The 22688-nt window shown below is 32.8% G+C and carries 10 protein-coding genes; all 10 read left to right on the plus strand.

Features of this window, described 5'->3' with window-relative positions; translation table 11 throughout:
• Positions 1–3699 carry a BREX system P-loop protein BrxC gene (gene brxC / locus BN2665_RS24780; RefSeq protein ID WP_055669755.1) on the plus strand — a complete coding sequence of 1233 codons (3699 nt, stop codon included), beginning with the start codon at positions 1–3 and terminating at the stop codon, positions 3697–3699.
• Positions 3689–7618, plus strand: a complete 3930-nt coding sequence (gene pglX / locus BN2665_RS24785; RefSeq protein ID WP_055669756.1) for a BREX-1 system adenine-specific DNA-methyltransferase PglX — start codon at positions 3689–3691, stop codon at positions 7616–7618. Before brxC ends, pglX begins: the two co-directional genes overlap by 11 nt.
• 77 nt (positions 7619–7695) lie before the next feature.
• On the plus strand, positions 7696–10227 hold the full coding sequence (locus BN2665_RS24790) for a PglZ domain-containing protein (protein WP_055669757.1): 2532 nt from the start codon (positions 7696–7698) through the stop codon (positions 10225–10227).
• 19 nt (positions 10228–10246) lie between these two features.
• Positions 10247–12265: a protease Lon-related BREX system protein BrxL gene (gene brxL, locus BN2665_RS24795; protein ID WP_242866028.1), complete on the plus strand. Its 2019-nt coding sequence runs from the start codon at positions 10247–10249 to the stop codon at positions 12263–12265.
• 533 nt (positions 12266–12798) lie between these two features.
• Positions 12799–13524 carry a Fic family protein gene (locus BN2665_RS24800; protein ID WP_055669759.1) on the plus strand — a complete coding sequence of 242 codons (726 nt, stop codon included), beginning with the start codon at positions 12799–12801 and terminating at the stop codon, positions 13522–13524.
• Positions 13525–13783: 259 nt separating this feature from the next.
• On the plus strand, positions 13784–14803 hold the full coding sequence (locus BN2665_RS24805) for a Wadjet anti-phage system protein JetD domain-containing protein (RefSeq protein WP_055669760.1): 1020 nt from the start codon (positions 13784–13786) through the stop codon (positions 14801–14803).
• Positions 14788–16299, plus strand: a complete 1512-nt coding sequence (locus BN2665_RS24810) for a replicative DNA helicase (protein ID WP_154675028.1) — start codon at positions 14788–14790, stop codon at positions 16297–16299. The genes BN2665_RS24805 and BN2665_RS24810 overlap by 16 nt, the downstream gene beginning before the upstream one ends.
• Positions 16289–17023 (plus strand): DUF6063 family protein, encoded by a 735-nt coding sequence (locus BN2665_RS24815; protein ID WP_055669762.1) that lies wholly within the window; start codon positions 16289–16291, stop codon positions 17021–17023. The genes BN2665_RS24810 and BN2665_RS24815 overlap by 11 nt, the downstream gene beginning before the upstream one ends.
• Positions 17023–21459: a hypothetical protein gene (locus tag BN2665_RS27680; RefSeq protein ID WP_242866015.1), complete on the plus strand. Its 4437-nt coding sequence runs from the start codon at positions 17023–17025 to the stop codon at positions 21457–21459. Before BN2665_RS24815 ends, BN2665_RS27680 begins: the two co-directional genes overlap by 1 nt.
• Positions 21460–21687: 228 nt before the next feature.
• Positions 21688–22688, plus strand: a 1001-nt coding sequence (locus BN2665_RS24825; RefSeq protein ID WP_195892637.1) for a transposase, incomplete at its 3' end; no start/stop codon positions are given.

Here is a 22688-nt window from a genome sequence, read left to right on the forward strand (position 1 = left end):
ATGACTATTAGATCACTTTTTTCAGCAAAAAAGCGGATAGAAAGAACAATTGAAAAGGTTATTGACTATAGTGCTCATGATGAGGAAAGGCTTGCCAATGAAATTGAAGAGTATGAAATTACTGATAATGTTGAAGAATGCTTTAGAAAGCTATTAGAAAATTTAGATTACGGAATTAGGGGAGGACATGTTATCGAGAATGGCGTTTGGGTATCTGGATTCTATGGCTCTGGTAAGAGTTCTTTTACAAAATATTTGGGCTTTTCACTGGATACTAGCAGAAAGGTAAGGAGTACGAAGTTTGCGGATTTACTAAATGATAGATTTCGATCTCCTCAAGTACCAGCTCTACTTAATTCTATTATTTCAAGGCATCCTATAGGTGTTGTACTTTTGGATCTAGGATCAGAACAACTTGCTGAAAGTGCAGTCGCACCTGTTTCAACTGTACTCTATTGGAAAGTTCTACAATGGGCAGGATACTCAAAAGATAAGAAACTTGCACAACTTGAATTTACGTTAGATCGATATAACAAATTAGATGAATTTAAAATACTATATAGTGAAATGTATAAAAATAATTGGGATGATATACATAACGATCCACTTCTGGGTAATGCTAGAGCAGCGATGGTTATTCCTAGAATTCTTCCTGAGGAATTCCCAACACCAGAAAGTTTTAGAAATCTTAGATTTGAGATGGGGGAAAACCTTAAAGATAGAGTAAGTGAAATGATAGATTTATGCCGGAAAAAAACAGGCTATGAAAATATATTATTCATAATTGATGAGGCTGGGCAATATGTTGCTCGAAGAAGCGATTTAATTCTTAATATGGATGGCATGGCTAGAAATCTAAAAGAACAAGGAAAAGGTAAGGTGTGGATAATAGCAACTGGTCAGCAAACACTGACTGAAATAGTTGAGAGAGCAACCCACAACTCTGCTGAATTAAACAAACTAAGAGATAGATTTCCGATATCTATTCATTTAGATGCTAGAGATATAAAGGAGATTACTTATCGAAGGCTATTGACTAAATCTACTGATGGTCAAAATAAATTGAAGCAGTTATTCAATGAAAATGGTCAATCACTTATTGTTCATACTCGTCTAGACGGAACTTCATTATATAAGAATGATCCTGATGCCGAAATTTTTTCTCGATTCTATCCGTTTCTACCACAGCATTTTGAATTATTGCTTGAATTAATTAGAAAGTTAGCTCGTTCTACAGGTGGAATTGGTTTAAGATCCGTAATAAGAGTAATACAAGATGTTCTTGTTGATAAGAGTCGTGTACTTTCAAGAGATATTACAAAGCTTGCCGATAGGGAAGTAGGATATTTGGCTTGCGTGGATGATTTTTATGATACTTTACGGGCTGATATAGCACGTGACTTGCCACATGTTGTAAATATAGTCGATAAAATTGTATCATCTATATATAAGGATGATTTAACAATTCAAAGGGTAGCGAAAGCAATAGCAACTTTGCAGTCTGTGGAAAATTTCCCACGAACTGCGGAGAATATTGCTGCACTTTTATATCCTAGGGTGGGGAACCCTTCCTTGCTTAATGAGGTAAGAGATGCATTGACAAAACTAATAGAAAATAAAGAGTGCAATCTAATTGAGGATCCTCAATCAGGTGGATATGTATTTCTAAGTGAAGGGGTAAGACCGTTAAGAAATAAGCGAAGCTCTTATATACCTAGCGGTGGCGAATGCAATCGCGTAAGGAATGAAATCTTGCAAAATATTTTGGAAACACAACCATCAGCTCGACTGGAGAATATTAAAGAAGTAAAGGCTAGTGTTCAAGTTGATAAAAGTATAATATTAGGTGATAAAGAGGATATTAATATAAAAATTCAATTTACAGATTATTGTAACTGGGAAAAAAGCAGACTGGAATTATTAACCCAAACTTCGAATCAAAGTGAATTGAAAAATTATATTATTTGGTTATGTCATAATAGTGAGATCATTAATGATTTGATACCTGAAGTTGTGAGATCAGAAAAAATTGTAAATGAGATAGATGAAAGAAATGTAGATAAAGATGTTGCACAATTCATAAGATCAGAAATAAGATCAAGTGAGAGGAATAGAGATTCCATACAAAAGGTATATGAGAGTATTTTATCTGAAGGTGTAATGATTTTTAGGGGAAAACCAATACCAGTTGAGGAATCAGGACAGACGATAGATGCTGCAGTAAGAAATATAATAGGGATTGCAGCGAAAGAAATCTTCTCTAATTTTCACTTAGCACCTATACGTCCATCAACTGAGTTAGCGTCAAAGTTTTTGCTAGTAGATAGATTGGATAGAATTCCAAAGGAATTGGATCCACTAAACTTTGTAGTTAAAAAATCTGGTTCACCAAGAATTAACTTGGAGAATCCTGCGATTGCTGAAGTTCTAAGAATATTTATAACAAAAGTTGACGAGTCAGGAAGTGGAAGGCTTTCTGGTAGTTATATACAAGATATTTTTTCCTCATACCCTTATGGATGGAGTAAAGATACTACTAGGTACATATTTGCAGCTCTGCTAGTTGCTGGGCAAATTGAGGTGCATACAGCGGACGGAACTCTAAAGACATCAGGCCCACAATCTGCTGAGGCCTTTAAGAGTAGTATTTCATTTAATAGAATTGGAATTTCTAAAAGAGATAGTAAAATTAGTCCTGATACATTGGATCGTGCTGCAAAGCGATTAGAGGATATGTTTGGAGAGCAGGTTTTGCCATTAGAAGATCATATAAGTAAAGCAGTAAGACGATGCATGCCAGATATTTTAGAACGATCAGGCGCTTTGCCAGATAGATTAAGATTGCTAGGATTGGTAGGCGAAGAAAGGGCAAGAAACTTACTTTCAAATATTACTGATTTGCTCAAAGGTGATGCAAGTAATGCTGCCGCTGGACTTGGGGGGACAACCTGTCAGATTCTTGAGGATATAAATTGGGCTAAAAAGTCTGTGGAAACTTTAAATACTGGGGCTGAATCGGAATTAAAGTATGCTCAAGCCACCCAAAAAAATATAGTAGAACTTCAATCATTATTTGTATCTGAAACAAGTGACTTAATATCACAAGATGAGTTTGAAATAATAAATCAAGTATTTTTATCAGAAAACTTTTTTGAGAAATTACCTGATTTACGTGGTGTAATTCGAGCAGTAACAGATAGAACTGTTGAATTGTATATTAATGTATTTACAAGCTTTAAAGATGAGATTAAGCGTGCTAGTCAAGAGTTAGAATCCGTGGATGAATGGTTATTAGTATCTGATGAAGATAGAGAAGAACTGAGTAAAAAATTGGATTTTAATATTCAATCAAGCCCCAATAAAGATAATCCACTAATAGATCTTAGAATGCTATTAACTACACAAGCGACATTGTTGAGGCATCTTGAGTTAATTAAAGATGAGTTGAGGAAACGTAAACCAATTGAAATTGAAGATTTTGGCGGTTACTCTAATGATTATGATGATGATTCTGTTGATGAGGATGGAGATAATCAATATGGAGAAGTAGACGTAGTATATCTGAATGAGTTTATACCATCTCAGACTATAACTAATTATGAGCAATTAGAATGCTGGCTTGATTCGATAAGGATAAAGATGGAGCAATTATTAAGAAATAAAAGATGTATACGAGTGGAGGAAAAAGATGAGCTTTAATAAGTCAACTCGTAATAACTTAGCGATCATAGTGAAATTGTGTAAGAATCGCTTAAAAGAGGATATAACTGATCAACTTGAGGCTAAATATGGCCTATACTTGGATGGGACTGTAATAGAACTAAATAGGTTGACCAACCTATCAAATGAGGAAAAGTATTCTGCACAAGTTTTGAGAAAGTTTTTAGAAAGATTGACTGGAAATGGTAAGGAAAGTGAAAGTGAGAATACTAATACTTTAAATGCTTATCAACGAATGGTACGCGAAATTGGGTTTACTATCTTAAATCGTTTGGCTGCTCTTCGATTATGTGAGGAACGAGATATTGTATTAGAATGTGTTAGAAAAGGGATGGCATCAGATGGATTTTTGCTATTTGATAAGCTATCTTCTGGAGCATTAGGCACTCGGTATCAAACATATAGAGTTTTTTTGAAAAATATGTATAATGAGCTTTCATTAGATTTAGGTATACTTTTTGACAAAAGTATACCTCAATCGTGTATATTTCCGTCAGAACGGTGCTTGGAAGATTTGATTGGATACTTAAATGACAATAGCATTTCTCACATATGGAAAGAAGATGAGACTATAGGTTGGATTTATCAATACTATAACGATGACAAAGAAAGAAAAGTGATGAGAGAGCAAGCACCGAACACTTCAAGGGAGTTGGCTGTTAGAAACCAATTTTTCACCCCAAGATATGTTGTTGAATTTTTAACTGATAATACACTTGGACGACTTTGGCATAGAATTATGGGGGGAAATACATGCCTAAATGATTATTGCAAATATATGATCAATTCCTCAAAAGTTAATAGAGAGGATGTTGGCATAAATAATCCTTTATTATCCCAAGAATCTCTATCAAAGCATAGTATTGGTACTAGTGTAACAATTATTAATAGAAAAGACCCTAGGGATATTAAAATATTGGATCCGGCATCAGGTAGCGGACATTTTTTGCTATATTGTTTTGATCTTTTGGAGAAAATTTATATCGAGGCATGGCAGGACAATACTTTAAATCCTTTCTCGGAAACCGGAAGGGTTATTGCGGAAGATTTTAATGATTTTGTAGAATATAGAGGTCAAATTCCAGGTCTCATATTAAGATATAACTTGCACGGCATAGATATTGATCAACGTGCATGTCAAATAGCTGCGCTTGCACTATGGTTAAGAGTTCAGAAATATTTTAAAGGGCTGGGCATAAAAGGAGGCAAACGACCGCAAATAACTAGAGTAAATATAGTTTGTGCTGATTCAATGCCGGAATCAGAAGAATTGTTTAATGAATTCATAGGAGAAATTGAAACTGACATAATAAAAGAGTTGTTTAAGCAGATAGTCGAAAAAATGAAGTTAGCCGGTCAGGCAGGCTTTCTTTTAAAGATCGAACATGAAATCCAAGAGGCTATTGCGGAAGCAAGGCAACGAAGTTTAGAATATAATGATTATGCAGTAGATAAGAAAGGCAATCAACTAATTCTAACAAATGCCCAAATTACTAAATTGGAAGGTGCAACCCAGTATTCAATAAACATAAATGCATCTACTGATAAAGTATTCTGGGATCAAGTTGAAAATAATTTAATTTATGCATTGAGAAGATATGTTTATCATGAGAATAATGATAGAATTTATAAAAGAAAATTTTTTGCTGATGATATAGAGCATGGTTTGGCTTTTATTGATATTTGTAGAAAAAATTATGATGTAATCCTAATGAATCCTCCATTCGGGGAAGGAGCAGTTTCTACTGTAAATTATTTAAATATAAATTATCCAAATTGGAATAAAAACCTTCTCTGTGCCTTTATTGAGAGAAGTTGGAGCTTACTTGATAAAGATGGAAGCATAGGAGTCATTTTTGATAGAACTGCAATTGTAAAAGCCACATATGAAAACTTTAGAAGAGATGTTTTATTGCAGGACAATAGGATATCTTCTGTGGCGGATTTAGGATGGGATGTATTAGATGCAAATGTAGAAGTTACAACTGTGGTATTAACAAAAGAGATGCTAGACAATGCTTTATTTATAGATGTTAGAAATGAAAAGTCAGATAATAAGGATATCGAAATACTAAATGTAATTGATAATATTAAAGAGGAAACTGTTTGTAGAAATGCTGTAATTGAGACACCTTTAAATTTTAGAACTCTACCTAATGCTGTTATAGGATATGACTTTCCAAAGTTTTTGCGAAGTGCATTCATTAATTTAAAATCACTTGAAGAAAGCGGGTTTAAGGCTAACACAGGGCATCAACTTAAAGCAGAAAAGCATTTTAGGTTATGGTGGGAAATATATTTACCAGAACAAGTTGGTTTTTACACTAGAATGTTTAACGGTTCTTCTTATACGCCTTATTCAGCACCACTATATGAATGCATAGTTGCTGAATCAGATCTATACAGGTTACCTAGGGATTCATCTACAGTATTTCGTAATAAGACCAGCCATATGAAATCGGGAATTTGTTACGGCAAAAGAGGGGAGTATTTTTGTGCCCATGTTTTACCTGCAAATCAGATGTTTACTGTTGAAGGTCAGGCGTTTACGGGATTGGATGAAGAAGAAATTTATGATATTTTAGGATTTCTAAATACACCACTTGTTAGATTTGCACTAAACAAGTATTGTGGACAACATAAATATTCTGGATATGTTAACTTGTTACCATATAAAAAGTTTAGAAATGTTGGACCTATTCGTAAAAAAGTAAAATCTACTATAAATGCGTTTCTAAATGTAAGACGATATGACGAGACGCAAGCTATATTTAGTAAAATGTTTTGTCAAAAAACAATCTCAGATTATGCATATGAAATAAAGGAAGCTTTAAGTTTAGCACTAAAAGAAAGTAAGGAATGTGAAGAGCTGTGCCACGAAGAAATTATGAAGGTATATGATTTATCTGAGATTGAAAAATCTTTTCTAGAAGAATTTAAGAATATGCAGCCAATAATACAGCTACCGATAGAAGATGCCGATTATAACAATGATTGTAAGAACATAGCTGTAATCAATGTTATTTCTCATGCATTGGGTTGTATATACGGTCGTTGGGATATCCGAACTTCATTTAGAGACAACTTACTAGATGAGCATGGTAGTATTACGGATCCATTACCTATGTATCCTCCAGCTATGCTGGTATTTGAAAACCAAGGTAGTGAAAATAAAGATAACTATGTAGAGAGAGAGTTATTTAATTCCGATATAAGTATTAGCCAAGATTATCCCATAAATATAAAATGGGATGGGATTTTAGTAGATGATGATAATAGTATGTTTGATATTGTAAGAAACTTGGAAATTGTTTTTAGAATGGTTTGGAATGAAAATTTTGAAATAATAGAACAGGAGATTTGTGATATATTACATATAAATAGCATTAGAGAATATATTAGAGACCCAAATGGCTTTTTTAATGATCATTTTAAAAGATATTCTAAAGCACGTAGAACTGCTCCTATATATTGGCCGCTAAGTACAAAATCTGGGGATTATACAGTATGGGTTTATTATCCTAGATTGAATTCAGATACTTTATTTACTATAGTGAATAAGCACATAAATCCCAAAATCGCTGAAATAGAGAAACAGATAAATCAAATGGAGGTACAACTTCCTAATATGTCTGGTTCTAAGTCAAGGGAAGTTAGGGAAAGTATAAATGAGAAAAAGCGTTTATGGGGTGAGCTAATTGATTTTAGAAGTGAATTGTTAAATATAGGAAGCATTCCTTTTAATCCAAATCAGATTGATGGAGTGTTGATTAATGCTTCACCGTTACATAATCTATTTAGACACAATAAATGGAGTAAAGAATGCAGGGAAACGTGGAAGGTTCTGGAGAAAGGTGGTTATTCGTGGTCATCTTTGTCAAAGTGCATTAGAAAATAGAACAGTAAATTTGGATAATATGGTTCTTAAGACTATAGATAAGAAAATTTGAGAGTTATAGATTTAGGAGGAATACTATGGGGATAACCGAGTTTTTGAATAACAGCTTGCTTGAAAAACTTGATAAATATAGAGTAGTTGTTTGGTATGATGGCAAGCACGAATTTAAAGATTTTATAGATAAGTTTACTGCACCGAATTGCGTTGTTATAAATGCGACTAAGTCCATAATTATTGCACGTCGAGAAGCTGAGCAAGTATTTAAAAAAATGAATAATAGCGCTTTCTATAATGAATCTCAAAAGAATATGATTATTTATCTTCCTTTCTTTCCGCCTAAGACATTAGAAGAAGAACTTGATAATCAATTTGAATTATTTTCAAGAGTAGGCACTGTATTTGGAAAAGCAGAATCAGAGAGGCTTAATTCTATTGCTCGTCAGGTTTGGCCAGAAAAATCTGAGCAAATTGATACATTATTTCGAGAAGGAAGGCCTACTTTGGATTTGTTAGAAACAATTCCTAAAACAAAATCATGGCCTCTTATTGAACAAATTATACTATCTCAATCAGTATCAGAAGTAATTCCTACTATCTTGTGTGATGAAGAATTGAGCTTTAAATTTAGTAGTATGGATGGAGCGAGAGAAGAACTAAATAGGTTTGTAGGACAGCAATTGGGGTTTAGTGGATATTCACATAGTGATTGGGAAACATATAAAAATGAATTGGCAAGTTATATTTTATTAAGTGAGTTTTCTTTTGATGTTTGCAGTGATTTGTCGATATATTACAATAGTATGAAGTTAGCTTCGGATAGCTATAAAAATATTATTTATAAAATATGTGATAACATGAGAGGTGCTGAAAAATATAGGGATAAATATATTGTATATGCAACAACTATAGAGGAAAAATATAAATTGGAAAATATTCCAGACTTAGTTAACGATATCGGTGAACGAGACACATTTGCTTTTGAAGAAGTATTATACTTAAAAAAAGTTATAAACCAAATTAAAGAACTAAATATAAATCATGCAAAATCAATGATGCATTTACAAAAAAGCTCTTTTTGGAAAAATAGAGCTGAGCGTGACCAAGTATGGAATGTTGTTGAAAGAGGTCTTAATATTCTTGAGATAGGCGAAACTATATCAAATGAAAGTAAACTTAAAAATGTAAAGCTATTAGATATAGTAAAAGCTTACACAAAAAAAGATGGTGGATATAAGTTAGATGAAGCTCAAAGATTGTTTGAACAAAGTGTTGCTGAATGTACTAGAATAGATGAGGTTTTAGAAATAGTTGAAATATGCAGAAGGAAATATACAGCTATAGTAGAACCTATCCAAGAAAAGTTTTTATCGTTACTAAGTGAAGGCCAATGGCCACCAGAAGGTTTTTTGAAGCAAACAGAAATCTTTGATAGATTTGTTCATGAACATTTACAAAGGCGAGAAAAGGTAGCATATTTTCTTGGAGATTCCCTTAGATTTGAAATGGGAATATCTTTAGCAGAAACACTTGCATCCATAGCCCAGGTTGAGGTTCATTCTGCAGCCTGTGTTGTTCCTACGACGACAATGTTTGGAATGGCAGCCCTTATGCCTGGAGCAAGTAGTGATTTAAATTATCAGATAGATGAGGGATGTTTGACTCCTTGCTTAGGTAATAGGAAAATGAAAGCATCAATAGATCGAATGAAATATATAAAAGAAAAGTACGGAGATCGTTTTTCAGATATAACATTAGGAGAATTATTATCGATTCCATCTAATAAAACCAATTCAAGTTTAGAAAAAGCAGATTTACTAGTTATAAGGGTATCTGACATGGATTTGATGCCAGAAAACCTAAGTTTATATCATGCACGTAAAAATATGACCACAATGTTAGGCGATTTTTATCAAGCCTCAGTTAAGCTAATAGATGCTGGATTTGATGTAATTGTACTTACTGCAGATCATGGGCATATAATGTTGCCAGAAATATTACCTGGTGATATACTTCCAACTCCAAAGGGGAATTGGATCTTAAGCAAGCGTCGCTGCTTTATTGGATATCCATATTCAAAGGAAACAGGTACTGTTGTTCTAAAATCCCAGTGCTTAGGGTTAGATAGTAGCGTTGGAGAAACATGTATTCCAAGATCTTTTAAAGTATTTAACAAAGCTCAAGGTTATGCACATGAAGGTATAAGCTTACAGGAATCTATTGTACCCATTATTAAGCTTCGTTCAAATGGAAAGACTAGAACGCAGAGCAAGAATGAAAATGTTACGATTTCATATAAGCGAAACTTTTTTACAAATAGAGTATTTAGCATAAACATATGTTTCGATTCATTAATTCCATCAAATTTAAGAACAAAAGTAGATGTATATGATGGAACTGATAAGGATTGCAAAGTCATAGGAACAGTTGCTGATTGTCCCTCAAGAGATGAAACAACGCATGAAGTAATTTTAAATAGCGGTTGCCCAGTACATATTCCAATACTTATTGACTCAGACTTTAATGGAGATTATATTGAAATTAGAGTTATAGATTCAACTTCTAAGGTTATATGGACTAGGTTAAAACTTAAGAATGAGTTGTTGGAATGAGGTGATATATTTGAGCATAGTGGAATTAGAGAAAAAATTACATGATATATTTCCAGGTAAGGTAGTTAGAAAAGATTTACTTCATCAAATTAAAGGAGGGGAGAATGTTCCCTCTTATGTTCTAGAATTTCTCCTTGGAAGATATTGCGCATCAGATGATGAGGAAGAGATTGCTATTGGTATTGATGCTGTTAAACAAACATTAAGAAACAATTATTTTCGTCATGATGAGGCTAATAAGGCACAGTCTTTAGTGGAGCAAAAAGGAAGACATAGATTCATAGATAGAATTGAGGTTCGTTTTTTAGCTAGTGAAGCAAAGTATTGGGCTTCAATGGATAACTTTAACTATTCTAGAATTCATATAGCTGACGAATGGTTTAAACGGTATGAGCGATTATTAGAAGGTGGGATATGGGCAATTATTGACTTAGAGTTTAAGCAACCTGAGGGTAAGAATGATAGTCCGTTTTATGTTGCTGATATTAAACCAATTCAATTAGCTAGGTTTGATTTAGATGAGTTTATTGAAGGAAGAAAGAAATTTACTCGTAATGAATGGCTAGATATACTTTTGAGAACAGTAGGGCTAGAGCCAGAGTTTATGGAAGAGAGACTTAAACTAATTTTAATTACTAGGTTAATTCCTTTTGTTGAAAAAAATTATAACTTTATTGAATTAGGACCCCGTGGAACAGGAAAGTCTTATATATATAGTGAGATGTCCCCATACTGTATCCTAGTTTCTGGTGGAAAAGCTAGTACAGCCAATTTATTCTATAATAATGCTAGAAGACAGGTTGGGTTAGTTGGGAATTGGGATGTTGTAGCATTCGATGAAGTTGGAGGGATGAAGGTAACTGACTCAGATGCCATTCAAATAATGAAGGATTATATGGCTAATGGAAGATTTAGTAGAGGTGTAACTCAAGTAATGGCTGATGCTTCTTTAGTATTTGTGGGAAATCTTAATCATCAAGTAGACGCATTAGTCCGTAGCAATATAAATGATTTATTTGAGCCGTTACCCAAAGAATTTGACATGGCAGTTATTGATAGAATGCACTTTTACTTACCAGGTTGGGAGATACCAAAAAACTCGAAGGCCTTACTTACAAATAGATATGGTTTTGTAACAGATTATTTGGCAGAAGTATTTAAAAGTATAAGAAAAGTAAATAGATTCGATGAACTGGAAAGATATTTTACCCTAGGATCTCATGTTGAAGGAAGGGATGCTACGGCTATTAAGAAGACAGTAAGTGGATTATTAAAAATACTTCACCCGGATGGTGATTGCCCTAAAGAAACTTTAGTGGAGTATATTGAAATTGCTATGGAAGGTCGAAGACGAGTTAAAGAACAATTGAAAAAAAGAGGGGCTTTTGAATTTTACAAAACGAGTTTTTCTTATATTGATAAAGAAGATAATAAAGAGGTTACTGTAGGGATACCAGAACAAGGTGGTGTAGGGATGATATCACAAGATCCACTTCCGCCAGGGACAATATATGTAGCTTGTGTAGACAACCAAGGTAAATGTGGAATCTTCCGCATAGAAGTCTCTCTTTCTCCAGGGACTGGTAAGTTAAGATTGCCTGCTGGTTTAGATATGTCGACTAAAGACGCTGCCAATATAGCATATTCATACTTACTAAGCATGAAAGACCGGTTAGATTTGGAAAACTATATTATGCAGAAAGATATCTATATGCAAGTAATTGATCTTATAGGTGGTCATGTAGAGTGCATATGTGGTTCAGGCTTTTTCATAGCTTTAATCTCGGCACTTCAGAACAGACGCATTAACGCTGGAACTGTAGTTATAGGAGAACTTACAGTTCAAGGTAATTTAAAGGGGCCGACATCTATTGTTGAGATATTGCAATTAAGCTTGGATAACGGTGCGTTAAGAGCATTAGTCCCAATAAGCAATAAAAATCAATTTGCTGGTCTGCCAGAAGAAGTAATTGAGAAAATTGATATTTCGTTTTATAGCGATATAAATAGAGCGGTGGCTAAAGCTTTAGAGCAATAAAAAGTAAATAAGAAAAACTTGAGTTGTATAATGTCATAAAACTATCTTGATTATTTGAAAGAGATACATTTTATTTGATTTACATAGGATAAAATAAAAAGTAATACAAAGCATTTTAAATGCTGTATTAGATAACATTTAAATACTTGACAGAAACTTATTAACAAAGGATGGAAAGTTATTTTCCATCCTTTGTTTGTGCGTCCAGCATGAGCGGCAGCTTGGTAGTGAAAGTCCACTGTGGAGGTTGGCATCAACCACTAGCTTACGGCAAGGGTGTCCACCGCGAGATGGAACCTGAAGGAAGCCTGTTTTTGTTGCTACTTAAATAAATTCACCTTAGCAGGTCATAATATTGATAGCCTGCTAAGGTGTTTATTTTTATTTAACGTGGTTTAATATTTTTATAGTCATTTATGATATAATTATATAAAGATTAAATTGAAAAGATGCTTAGATTTATTGCTCAATTAACTACTCTTTAGTTCATAAAAGGGAAATTAGTTCTTTGAGCATTAAGAAAGGAAGTTTATATGTTTAAAGATATAGATGATAGAAAAGCATTATTAGACAGTAAAAGTCCTTTACCAGAATATACCGTTAAAAGTATTAGAGAAAAATTACTATTAGAGTGGACGTACAATTCTAATGCTATAGAAGGAAATACATTAACACTTTTAGAAACTAAGGTTGTTTTAGAGGGTATAACAATAGGTGGGAAAACTCTAAGAGAACACTTAGAGGTGGTTAATCATAAAGAGGCTATACTTTATATTGAAGATATAGTTAGAAATGAAGAGCCTTTTACAGAATGGCAAATTAAAAATATTCATAGATTAGTATTAAAGGGAATCAATGATAACTATGCTGGTAATTATAGAGATCAACAGATTATAATATCAGGAGCGGAGCATATGCCACCAGAACCATTCTTGATAAAAGAACAAATGGTAAACTTTATTGAATGGTACAACACTGATGCTAAAGTTTTGCATCCTATAGAAAGAGCTGCAATGGTTCATATAATATTTGTTGGTATATATCCTTTTATTGATGGAAATGGCAGGACGTCAAGATTATTATTAAATCTTGAACTTATGAAAAGTGGATATCCTCCAATAGTAATTAGAAATGATAATAAATTGAATTATTATAAGGCATTAGATAAAGCGCATATAACTGGAAAAAATCACGATTTTGTTAAAATAGTTAAAGAAGAAGTTAATAGAACTTTAGATTTGTATTTAAAGCTAATATAATGAGATTATTGATCATTAATGGATAGGTAGGGGCTGTTGCACTAAAAAATTAGTGCAGCAGCCTCTTTTGTCATACATATATATGTTGCAATAAAAATCTTACATTTCTTAGGTTCAAATTTGCACTGCTTAATAGGTCCGACCCTAGGAATTTTGAAGCTAAAGAAATGCACTTAGATTTTTGCAACCTATATACCATAAAAATATGATAAAATACTTATTAAATAGACTAAAAAACTAAGCCTTTGAGGAGAGAAAAATGAAGAATGTAATAGTAAACTATTTAAAATCTTATAAGAAGCAAAATATTACATTAAGTGAGCTTGAAAATCTATTTTCAGGGGATGTAAGCTATGAAAGCTTTGCAGCTACTGTTAAAGAATTAATTCAGGAGGGGATACTTACAGAAAAAAATCCTGAAAACAAAAATAGCAAAGAGATTCCTTTAGCTTTCAAATTTGGCATCAATCGTTATGAACTTAAAAAAGATTTTATACAGAGCATTAAGGCTGCTAGCTTCAGTATGGTGGATAGTATAGACTTACAGGCTTATTTTAAATTAAGTGAAGAGATTTGGAATAAGGAATTACCTTATATTAAAAAAGTTAATGAATATATACTTTTAAATAAGTTACCTATGGATTATGCTACAGCTCAGGAGCGTTCCTTTCATATAGTTGGTGATGAGAAATGGATTGATGAAAAAGGTGGAAGAAAAATTTTAGAAAGAATAAATATATGGGATAAGCTTAAAATTGCAAGTACAAATGATCCTTTGATGATGGCTGTAAATCCATCTCAGTTTTTAAAATCTGAATATTGGCACTTAATTGTTGAAAATAAGACAACCTTTCTAGCTCTAATGGAGGTATTAAAAGATACAAAATTCACTTCTTTAATTTTTGGCTCAGGCTGGAAGATTGTATCTAATATAGTTATGTTAGAAAGTCAATTGGGGTTAAAAGGAGCACATAAACTATATTACTTTGGAGACTTAGATTATGAAGGTATATCAATATGGAATTCCTTGAATCAGAAGATAGGAGCAGAGCTTGCTATTGATTTTTATAGCGAACTTTTAAAGAAACCTGGTAGTGCCGGCAAAGAAACTCAGCAGAAAAATGAAAAAGCTTTAAATAATTTTATAAAAAATTTTAATTCTGAGGAGCAAGCAAGTATTCTAAAGCTTTTAGAAAAAGGGGATTACTTGCCACAAGAAGGATTAGGTAAGGAAGAACTTCAAAACATATGGAGGAGTGCAGTGTGGGGGCAAATATAAACAGTATAACTGAAAATTATCGTGAAAGAATTCAAAGACTTGCTTTGTTCGATACGTTGTATAAATTAGAAAATAAGAATACAAAGGACAACAGCAATAACCCTATAGATTTCTTTGGGTTAGGGTTATTAACTTTACTGTTTTTCTTTGAAAATATGCTAATAAGAAATAAGAAAACAGGGGTAAGGGAGCTTGCTCAATTTTTATTTGATATGAATAAGGGCGAGATTGATTTAGATTATGTTGGATTTGAAAAAGTGGCAAGGACAATAGTAGAAGCTTTTAGGCCACCTACAGGAAAAAGAAATGCAAAAACCTTTTATAATTGGGAAACAAGGCAGATGGAAAGTGTTCAATATTCTATATTAAAAACTGATAAGGCAGATTTAATTACAAATACTCAATATTATATTCTTGATGAACAAGGCTTGGAGCTAATCTTTGCTACAAAGGAATATTTTAATGAGTTTCAGTTATCCATAAATCAGCTAGTCTTAAGAAAACAACTTGAAAAGGGGGAGTTTTCTAGTGCTCTTAGACAAATAGATGAAATGAGATTGGATGTTCAAAATCTGCAAGATAGAATGATAAGAATAAAGCACGAGGTCACTAGAAACATTGTTTCTAATGAAACCTATGAAAGATATAAAAATATTATTGAAGATGTAAATATGAGACTTCAACGTGAAAACGAGGAGTTTGATGAATTACAAGCTTTTGTTAAGGAAACAAAAGAAAAAATAGGAAATGAGCTGCTTGATGATAAAGATAGAAAAACCTATGAGCTAATAGTTGAAATAGATAGAGAACTTGATGAGGTACATTATGAACATAGACTACTTCTTAAAGATAGCATTGTTCTTAAAACTACAGCCCTTCAATCAGCTCAGGAGGCTTTATATTACATTGGTATAGATTCCTTTAATTTTAACCAGGAAATAACAAGCAGGCTTTTTGCATCGCCACTGCCACTAAATGCAGCTAGAAGATTAATAGAGCCATTTTTATATTTAGAAAGATTTAAAGCTTGGTCGCCAATCACAGTATTTTCAGAGCAAAGAATTGAAAGTGGAGATAAACAGGAGAATTCAAAGGACTTTTTAGGAATTTCTGAGGATGAAGAAATAAAATTGGAAATAAGCATTCAAGGTGAAAATTATAAGAAGATAGCCGAGCTACTTCTTATAGCTATGAAGGAAAATAAAGAAATTACCCTAAAGGAGTTTGTAGGATTTATAAAAGAAAATGGACAGCAAAGGTATTTAGACCATAGAACTTTTTACGATTTTTGGATTCTATTGCATCAGAAATCGCCCATTGCAATAGAAGAATATGAAAAGGATGAGGAGCTTTTGCTATCTAAAGCCTTACGATTATTCATAAATAGAGGAAGTATAATTTGTGTAGAAGAAACAGAGGATATCTTAAAAGTTACGGATAGATTTACTATAAAAAACATGAGATTAAGATTGGAGGCAAAACAAAATGGATTATGATAATGAACAGGTTATGCAGGCCTTTAAGCTATTTTCAATGCTTTCTGTAAAGGGCTATGGTGAAAAAGAGGAGCTTCGTTTGTATATGGCTGATGAAATAATTAGAGGTCTTGTAGACCAGTTTGCTAAGGAAGAGGACTGCACTATATTTGCATCAGGTGATTATATATATATGATTCCAGTTTCAAGAAACTCGGTGTATCATGTTTCAAATGAATCAATTAAGAATAAATATCTTCCTACAAAGGCTGTAAATCTTGATTTATATATGATGTATGTAGCTATTATAGTGCTGTTTGGAGAATTTTATGACAGCTATCAAACCATTGAGGCCACTAGAGATTTTTTACCTGTAAGTGAATGGTTAAGTAGCTTAAATCAAAGAATTATAAGCCTTAAGGAGTATGGTATTGAAAAATTAAAAGAGCTAGATAAAGAGTTTGATTACAATTGGTCAGCTGTCATAGATAAGTGGGAAGACATGGATGAGATTAAGGAAAAGGTAAAAAGTCAGGATGCAAGAACAAACAGTAGAAAGAGTTTTATTAATATAGTTAAGCAATTTTTAATTGCTCAGGAACTTATTAATGATATAGGAAATGAGGAGTTGGAGCTTACAGAAAAAGCAAAGACTATTATTCAAAGATATTATATGGAATATGATTATAATCGTGGAATATTAGATTTTATGTACAATCTGGATCAGAAGAAAGGAGAGATATAATGCCAGCGATTTCAAAAATTCGTTTTACAAATATAGTGTATGAAAATGGTGATAAGAGATATAATGACGATATTTTTCAATTTGATGGGCATAATGCTGCTATTCTTCTTGAAAATGGAGGTGGTAAGACTGTATTTGTGCAAACTGTAATACAAGCAGTACTGCCTCATGCTGAGGTTGCTGACCGTAAGATAAGAAATACTTTAATGTTAGAAAATGATGTAGCTCACGTAGCAGTTGAATGGATATTAAATGATAGGCCTAGAAGGTACGGATTAACTGCGGTAACCTTATTTATCAATAGAGGTTCCGTTGATTCCTTGAAGTATGTATATGAGTATGAAGAAAATGATGATAATTCTATTGAAAAGCTTCCTTTTGTATTGGAAGGATTATATGGTAATAGAAGACCTGCAACAAAAGAGGAGATAGGAGAATACTATTCTGAGATGTCTAAGAATAGAATGAATGCACATAGCTTTTCTACAGCTAAAGAGTATCATGCCTACATTGAAGATAATTTTTTGATTTTTCCTTCCGAATGGAGAAATATTGCGTTAATAAATGGTGCTGAAGGTGGAGTAGAAGCTTTCTTTGATCACTGTAAAACCACAGGCCAATTAGTAGATAGTCTTCTTATACCTGTAATAGAGGAAGCACTTGCTGGCAATGGAACAAAGGATTTTGTTGAAACCTTTGAAAAGCAGAGAGAACATTTCAAAAGACACAAGCACTTAAGGGAGCGAATAGAGGAAAGCAAAGCTGTAGAAGCACAGATAAATTCTTATGTAAAAGTATTTAAAAATTATGATGAAGTGAATTCTAAATACATTAGTGCTAAAGAAAATGCAAAAGCTATTTTTAGATTTATAGAGCAAGAAGGCAGAAGTAATGAGGAAAAGCTTATTGAAGTAAAGGATAATATGAAAAAGCTCTCTGAAGAGATAGAGATTTTTGGACAAAAGAAAGCATCATATCAATTAGCCTGTTTAAAGGAAAATGTAACTCGGGAAGAGAAAGCCTTTCAAGAAGTAAGCCATAAGTATAATGAGCTGTTAGATTCCTATAACACTAAGAAAAAGAGATCTGAAGAGCTTCAAGTAGCGAAATTTAGTAAGTCTATAAAAGAAGAACAAGAAAGCATAGTTTTACTAGAGGAGCAGATAAGCAAGCTGGAGGAAGATGAAGACATAACTGATATTCAAGAAAAGCTTATGCAAAATAGTGAAGAGTTAAGAGGATACTATCTCGAAGAGGAGCAAAAATTAGAAAAGGAAAAGACTATTGTAGAAGGTCAAATTGAAACTAATAAAAAGGAAATAAAAACTTGCGAAAGTGAATCAAGCAAGGCTAAGGACATTGTAGACACTCATAAGATTAAAATAGCTGAGCTAGATAATAGTATACAGTATTTAGCGGAAGAGATGAAAAAAATAGAGAGAGAGATTTTAGATAATTTTGATCAGGAAAAAGTGGATGAGCAGTATGTAAAGTGGCAGGATAGAGTGGTTGAAATTGAAAAGAGTATTTTTAATTTTGCTCAAGAAATGAAAAAAATTGAAGAAGAAAAATATAATTTAAATGAAGAGCTTTCGGGGCTTAGAGTAAAGCTAAAGGAAGCCACTAAGGAAGAAACTGAGATAGGAGCATTTTTGATAAATATAGAAGATGAGCATCAGAGGCTGCTTAATGACATAAAAAGTTTAAGAGTTAGCTGGAGCAATATTGATTCACTATATTTAAGAAAAGAGTCTATTTTAAATGGATTAATAGATAAGTTAGATAGATTGAGAGATGAAAAGGAAAGGCTGCTTTTAAAGGAACGTTTAGCTCACAGATTCTCTGATGATTATAAAGAAAATGAATTCTATACAGCAGATCCAGCCCTTGAAGGATGGATAAGAAGCTGGAGAAATAGCTTTAATTATATTGAAGGTGGTACACAGTTTGTTCAAAGGATATATGAAAGCACAGGCAAAGCTATAAATGAAATATATGAAGCTTATCCTTACTGGGCTATAGCTGTAATTGTTTCTGATGCAGAAATAGATAAGTTTTATAGTAGGATATGTAAGCAAGTAGAAACACTATCTCACCCTGTTATTATAATCACTGAACAAGAAGCTAGAAGCAGGATAGCTGGAGAATTTACTTTACAAGAAAGAAGTGTATTCCCCTCAAGTTGGGAAAAAAATCTTTCACAGAAGCTATTTGAAAATTGGAAAAGTGAGTTTGAGGTTAAAGCTTTAGAAGCAACGGAAAATCGTATAAGAAAGGAAGAAGAATTCAATCTTTGGAGTGAAACCTTAAAAAGCATACAGCTTTTTTATAACAAATATTCTCATGATACATATTTGGAGCTTCAAAAAGAGCATAAGACTTTATTAGCAAAAATAAATACTTTAGAAAAAGATGTTACTGCAAAAGAAGAAAGAATAAAGCAAATAGATGAAGCTATGAAGAAAGGCCACGAGACAGCTTCTCACTTGCAAGATGAACGAACTGTTATAGAGCATAGGATTATAAAAGCCCAAGAATATAAGACTAAGAGAAATTCTAAGCAAAAGAATGAAGCTGATAAAGAAAATAAAGAGAAGGAGCTAAAATCAGCCCTTGAACAATGTACAACATGGGAAAGACGAAGAAAATATGCTTTAGATTTAGTTGAAGAAATTCAGAGTTCGTTAAATGAAATAAATTATAATTTACGTAGACTTCAAGGAGAAGAGCTTTATGAAGAAGTAAGAAATGCAACTGCTAAATATTCATCTATGAGTAAAAAAGCCTTGGTTATACAGAGAAAAGATTTAAAGGATGCACTAGAAAAGAAGCAAAAGGGAAGAGAACTCCTAGAGGTAAAGCTTGAAAATGCTAAAGGTAAAGAAGAGGAGTTAAAGGAAAGCTTAAAGAGACTTAGAAAAACTTCAGAATTTACATTAGGTGAAGATGTTGAATTTCCTCTATATGGAGATGAGGAGATAGATAGGTTATTAGACCTTTTAGAAAGCATCAAAAAACCTTTGAAAAAATTAAAGAGTGAACTAGAAGCAGCTAAGGACGCTTATCAAAAAGAGCAAAATACTTACGATTTGAGAGAAAAAGACTTTTATAAGAAATATGACAATATAGTTTTCTTTGCTGAAGCTTTAGAACAGGTTAAGAAAGAATTAAAAGAAGAGAAGCAGGAACTAGATAAGAGAGAAGAGTATAACCTGAAGCGCATAGAACAATTGGAGAAGGATAAAAAAGAAATTGAAAAGGCTATTAATGAGTTAAACATCAAAAATGGTAAGTTTGCTTTTTTAGCAGAGAATATAAATGAAATTCAGTTAAGTAATGAAGTAATACAAGAAATTCCTTATGAACCCTTAAGGATTGTTAATAATATTGGAGATGAGCTCGAAGAGTTATCAAAAATAGTTGCGGAAAAAAATTTATATGTAGATAAGCAAAAAAGATATTTTATAGATTTTTGCAATTCACAGATAATAGATGTGAGGCTAAAGGATATGGCAATAAGTGGCGTTGAGTATAAAAAGCATTTCAAAGATATAATAGAATGGCAGCAAAAGATGAATGAACGTATTGAAATGATAATTGACATTGCTGAAAATGACATAAAAGAACATGACAAACAGCTTCAGCAGTTTATTAATCATTTACATTCATATCTTATGACCATGAGTCAGGAGCTGAAGCTTATTCCTAAGAAAACTAGGATAAAAATTGAAGAGGATTGGAAAGAAATCTTCACCTTTAATGTACCAGAATGGGATGAAAAAGAAGGTAAGGAAGAGTTAAGTAAGCACATTGATTGGATGCTTAAACAGCTTGAATCTGACCAATTTAAAGATGATGAAGGTGAAGAGTTTGGAGATAAGGTCAGCAAAGCAATTGAAAAATGGCTTCAGTCAAAAGAACTTCTAAGAATTGTTATGAAACAAAATATAATTAAAATAAAGTGCCGAAAAGTTACTAACGATGGCAAGGTAAGCAGCATGCCTTTTTCATGGGAGCAATCAAATGCTTGGTCCGGTGGTGAAAAATGGAGTAAAAATATGACTCTATTTTTAGGAATTTTAAATTATCTAGCTGAGAAGAGAAAGCAGATTGTTTCAAATATGAAGAGGCACAGAACTGTAATAGTAGATAATCCTTTTGGCAAGGCATCAAGTGATCACGTTTTGGATCCGGTATTCTTCATAGCTGAACAATTAGGTTTTCAAATAATTGCTTTGACGGCCCATGCAGAAGGTAAGTTTATAAGAACTTACTTCCCTATAGTATATAGCTGTAGACTTAGGGATGCAAAAAATAATTCAACTCAGATAATGACTAAGGAAAAAGAAGTCAAGACGGCATTTTTTAAAGATAGTGATCCACAGACACTAATGAGGTTAGGTCAATTACAACAATTAGGGATGTTTGAATACTAAAAATCTAAACGTAATGGATAGGTAGGGGCTGTTGCACTAAAAAATTAGTGTAGCAGCCTTTAAATGTTGCATTAAGGCAATTTTTAAAAACTTGATAGCAGCTTATTAGCAAAGGGGATGTTGCACAACTAACTAAACTAAATAGTTAGCTGCGCAGCAGCTTCTTTTTTTGTTCGAAAAATTAAAATGCGGCGCCCGTGGGCACCGCAAGTGTTGTATAATTATAGTATGCAAAAACCAAATTATCAACATAAAAATTATACTTCATCAAATGGATATTATCAACTGGTTCTTCCATTTGATTTTGAAATGTTGATACCTGAGGATGATTCAGTCCGCCTGCTTAGCCAAATATTGGAGGGATTAAATTACGAAAAATTATACAAGGCGTACTCTTCCGTTGGAAGAAAACCGGCAGTGGAACCTAAAATCCTATTTAAGGTATTAACATATGCTTATTCAAACAACATATATTCGAGTAGAAAGATTGAAACAGCATGCAGAAGGGATATTAACTTCATGTGGTTACTTCAAGGCGCGAAAGCACCGGATCACGCTACAATTGCTAGGTTTAGAAAAGAATATTTATCAGAAGCAGTGGAAGACTTGTTTTATCAGCTAGTTCAATATCTTCATAGTATAGGAGAAATCAATTTTGAGAATCTTTTTGTAGATGGAACGAAAATTGAAGCAAATGCTAATCGCTACACTTTTGTATGGAAAAAAGTTGTTAATAAAAATGAAAGCAAGATGTTTGAGAAGATACAGTCTTGCATTGAAGCTGTTAACTTAAGCTTTATGACAAACTTTGCTGTCGCAAAGGATAACACTGCTCAGGATATTAAGAAAGTACTTGACTTTATTAATCAAAAGATAAATGAAGAAAATATAGAGCTAGTTCATGGTATTGGTAAGCGCAAATCAAAGCTTCAGAAATTCAAAGAGGAGCTAGAATGTTACTATGAGCGTCAAGAGAAATACAACATGCATAATGGGATATTCAATGGAAGAAATAGTTATTCGAAGACTGACCATGATGCAACTTTTATGCACATGAAAGATGATCATATGCGCAACTCACAGCTAAAACCAGGTTACAATGTTCAAATAGGAGTAGAAAGTGAATATGTAACTGGTGTTGGTATATTTCAGGATAGAGCTGATATTACTACACTAATACCATTTCTAGATGATATGAAATCAAACTTAGGAGTTAAATATAAAAATAT

Origin of the sequence: Desnuesiella massiliensis (genome assembly GCF_001403615.1) — a bacterium.
Taxonomy (GTDB): domain Bacteria; phylum Bacillota; class Clostridia; order Clostridiales; family Clostridiaceae; genus Desnuesiella; species Desnuesiella massiliensis.

Bases quoted from the DNA above. Each gene is read 5' to 3' on its own strand.
- pglX (WP_055669756.1), top strand. From the start codon at position 3,689: ATGAGCTTTAATAAGTCAACTCGTAATAACTTAGCGATCATAGTGAAA.
- BN2665_RS24815 (WP_055669762.1), top strand. From the start codon at position 16,289: ATGGATTATGATAATGAACAGGTTATGCAGGCCTTTAAGCTATTTTCA.
- brxC (WP_055669755.1), top strand. From the start codon at position 1: ATGACTATTAGATCACTTTTTTCAGCAAAAAAGCGGATAGAAAGAACA.
- BN2665_RS24790 (WP_055669757.1), top strand. From the start codon at position 7,696: ATGGGGATAACCGAGTTTTTGAATAACAGCTTGCTTGAAAAACTTGAT.
- BN2665_RS27680 (WP_242866015.1), top strand. From the start codon at position 17,023: ATGCCAGCGATTTCAAAAATTCGTTTTACAAATATAGTGTATGAAAAT.
- BN2665_RS24800 (WP_055669759.1), top strand. From the start codon at position 12,799: ATGTTTAAAGATATAGATGATAGAAAAGCATTATTAGACAGTAAAAGT.
- BN2665_RS24805 (WP_055669760.1), top strand. From the start codon at position 13,784: ATGAAGAATGTAATAGTAAACTATTTAAAATCTTATAAGAAGCAAAAT.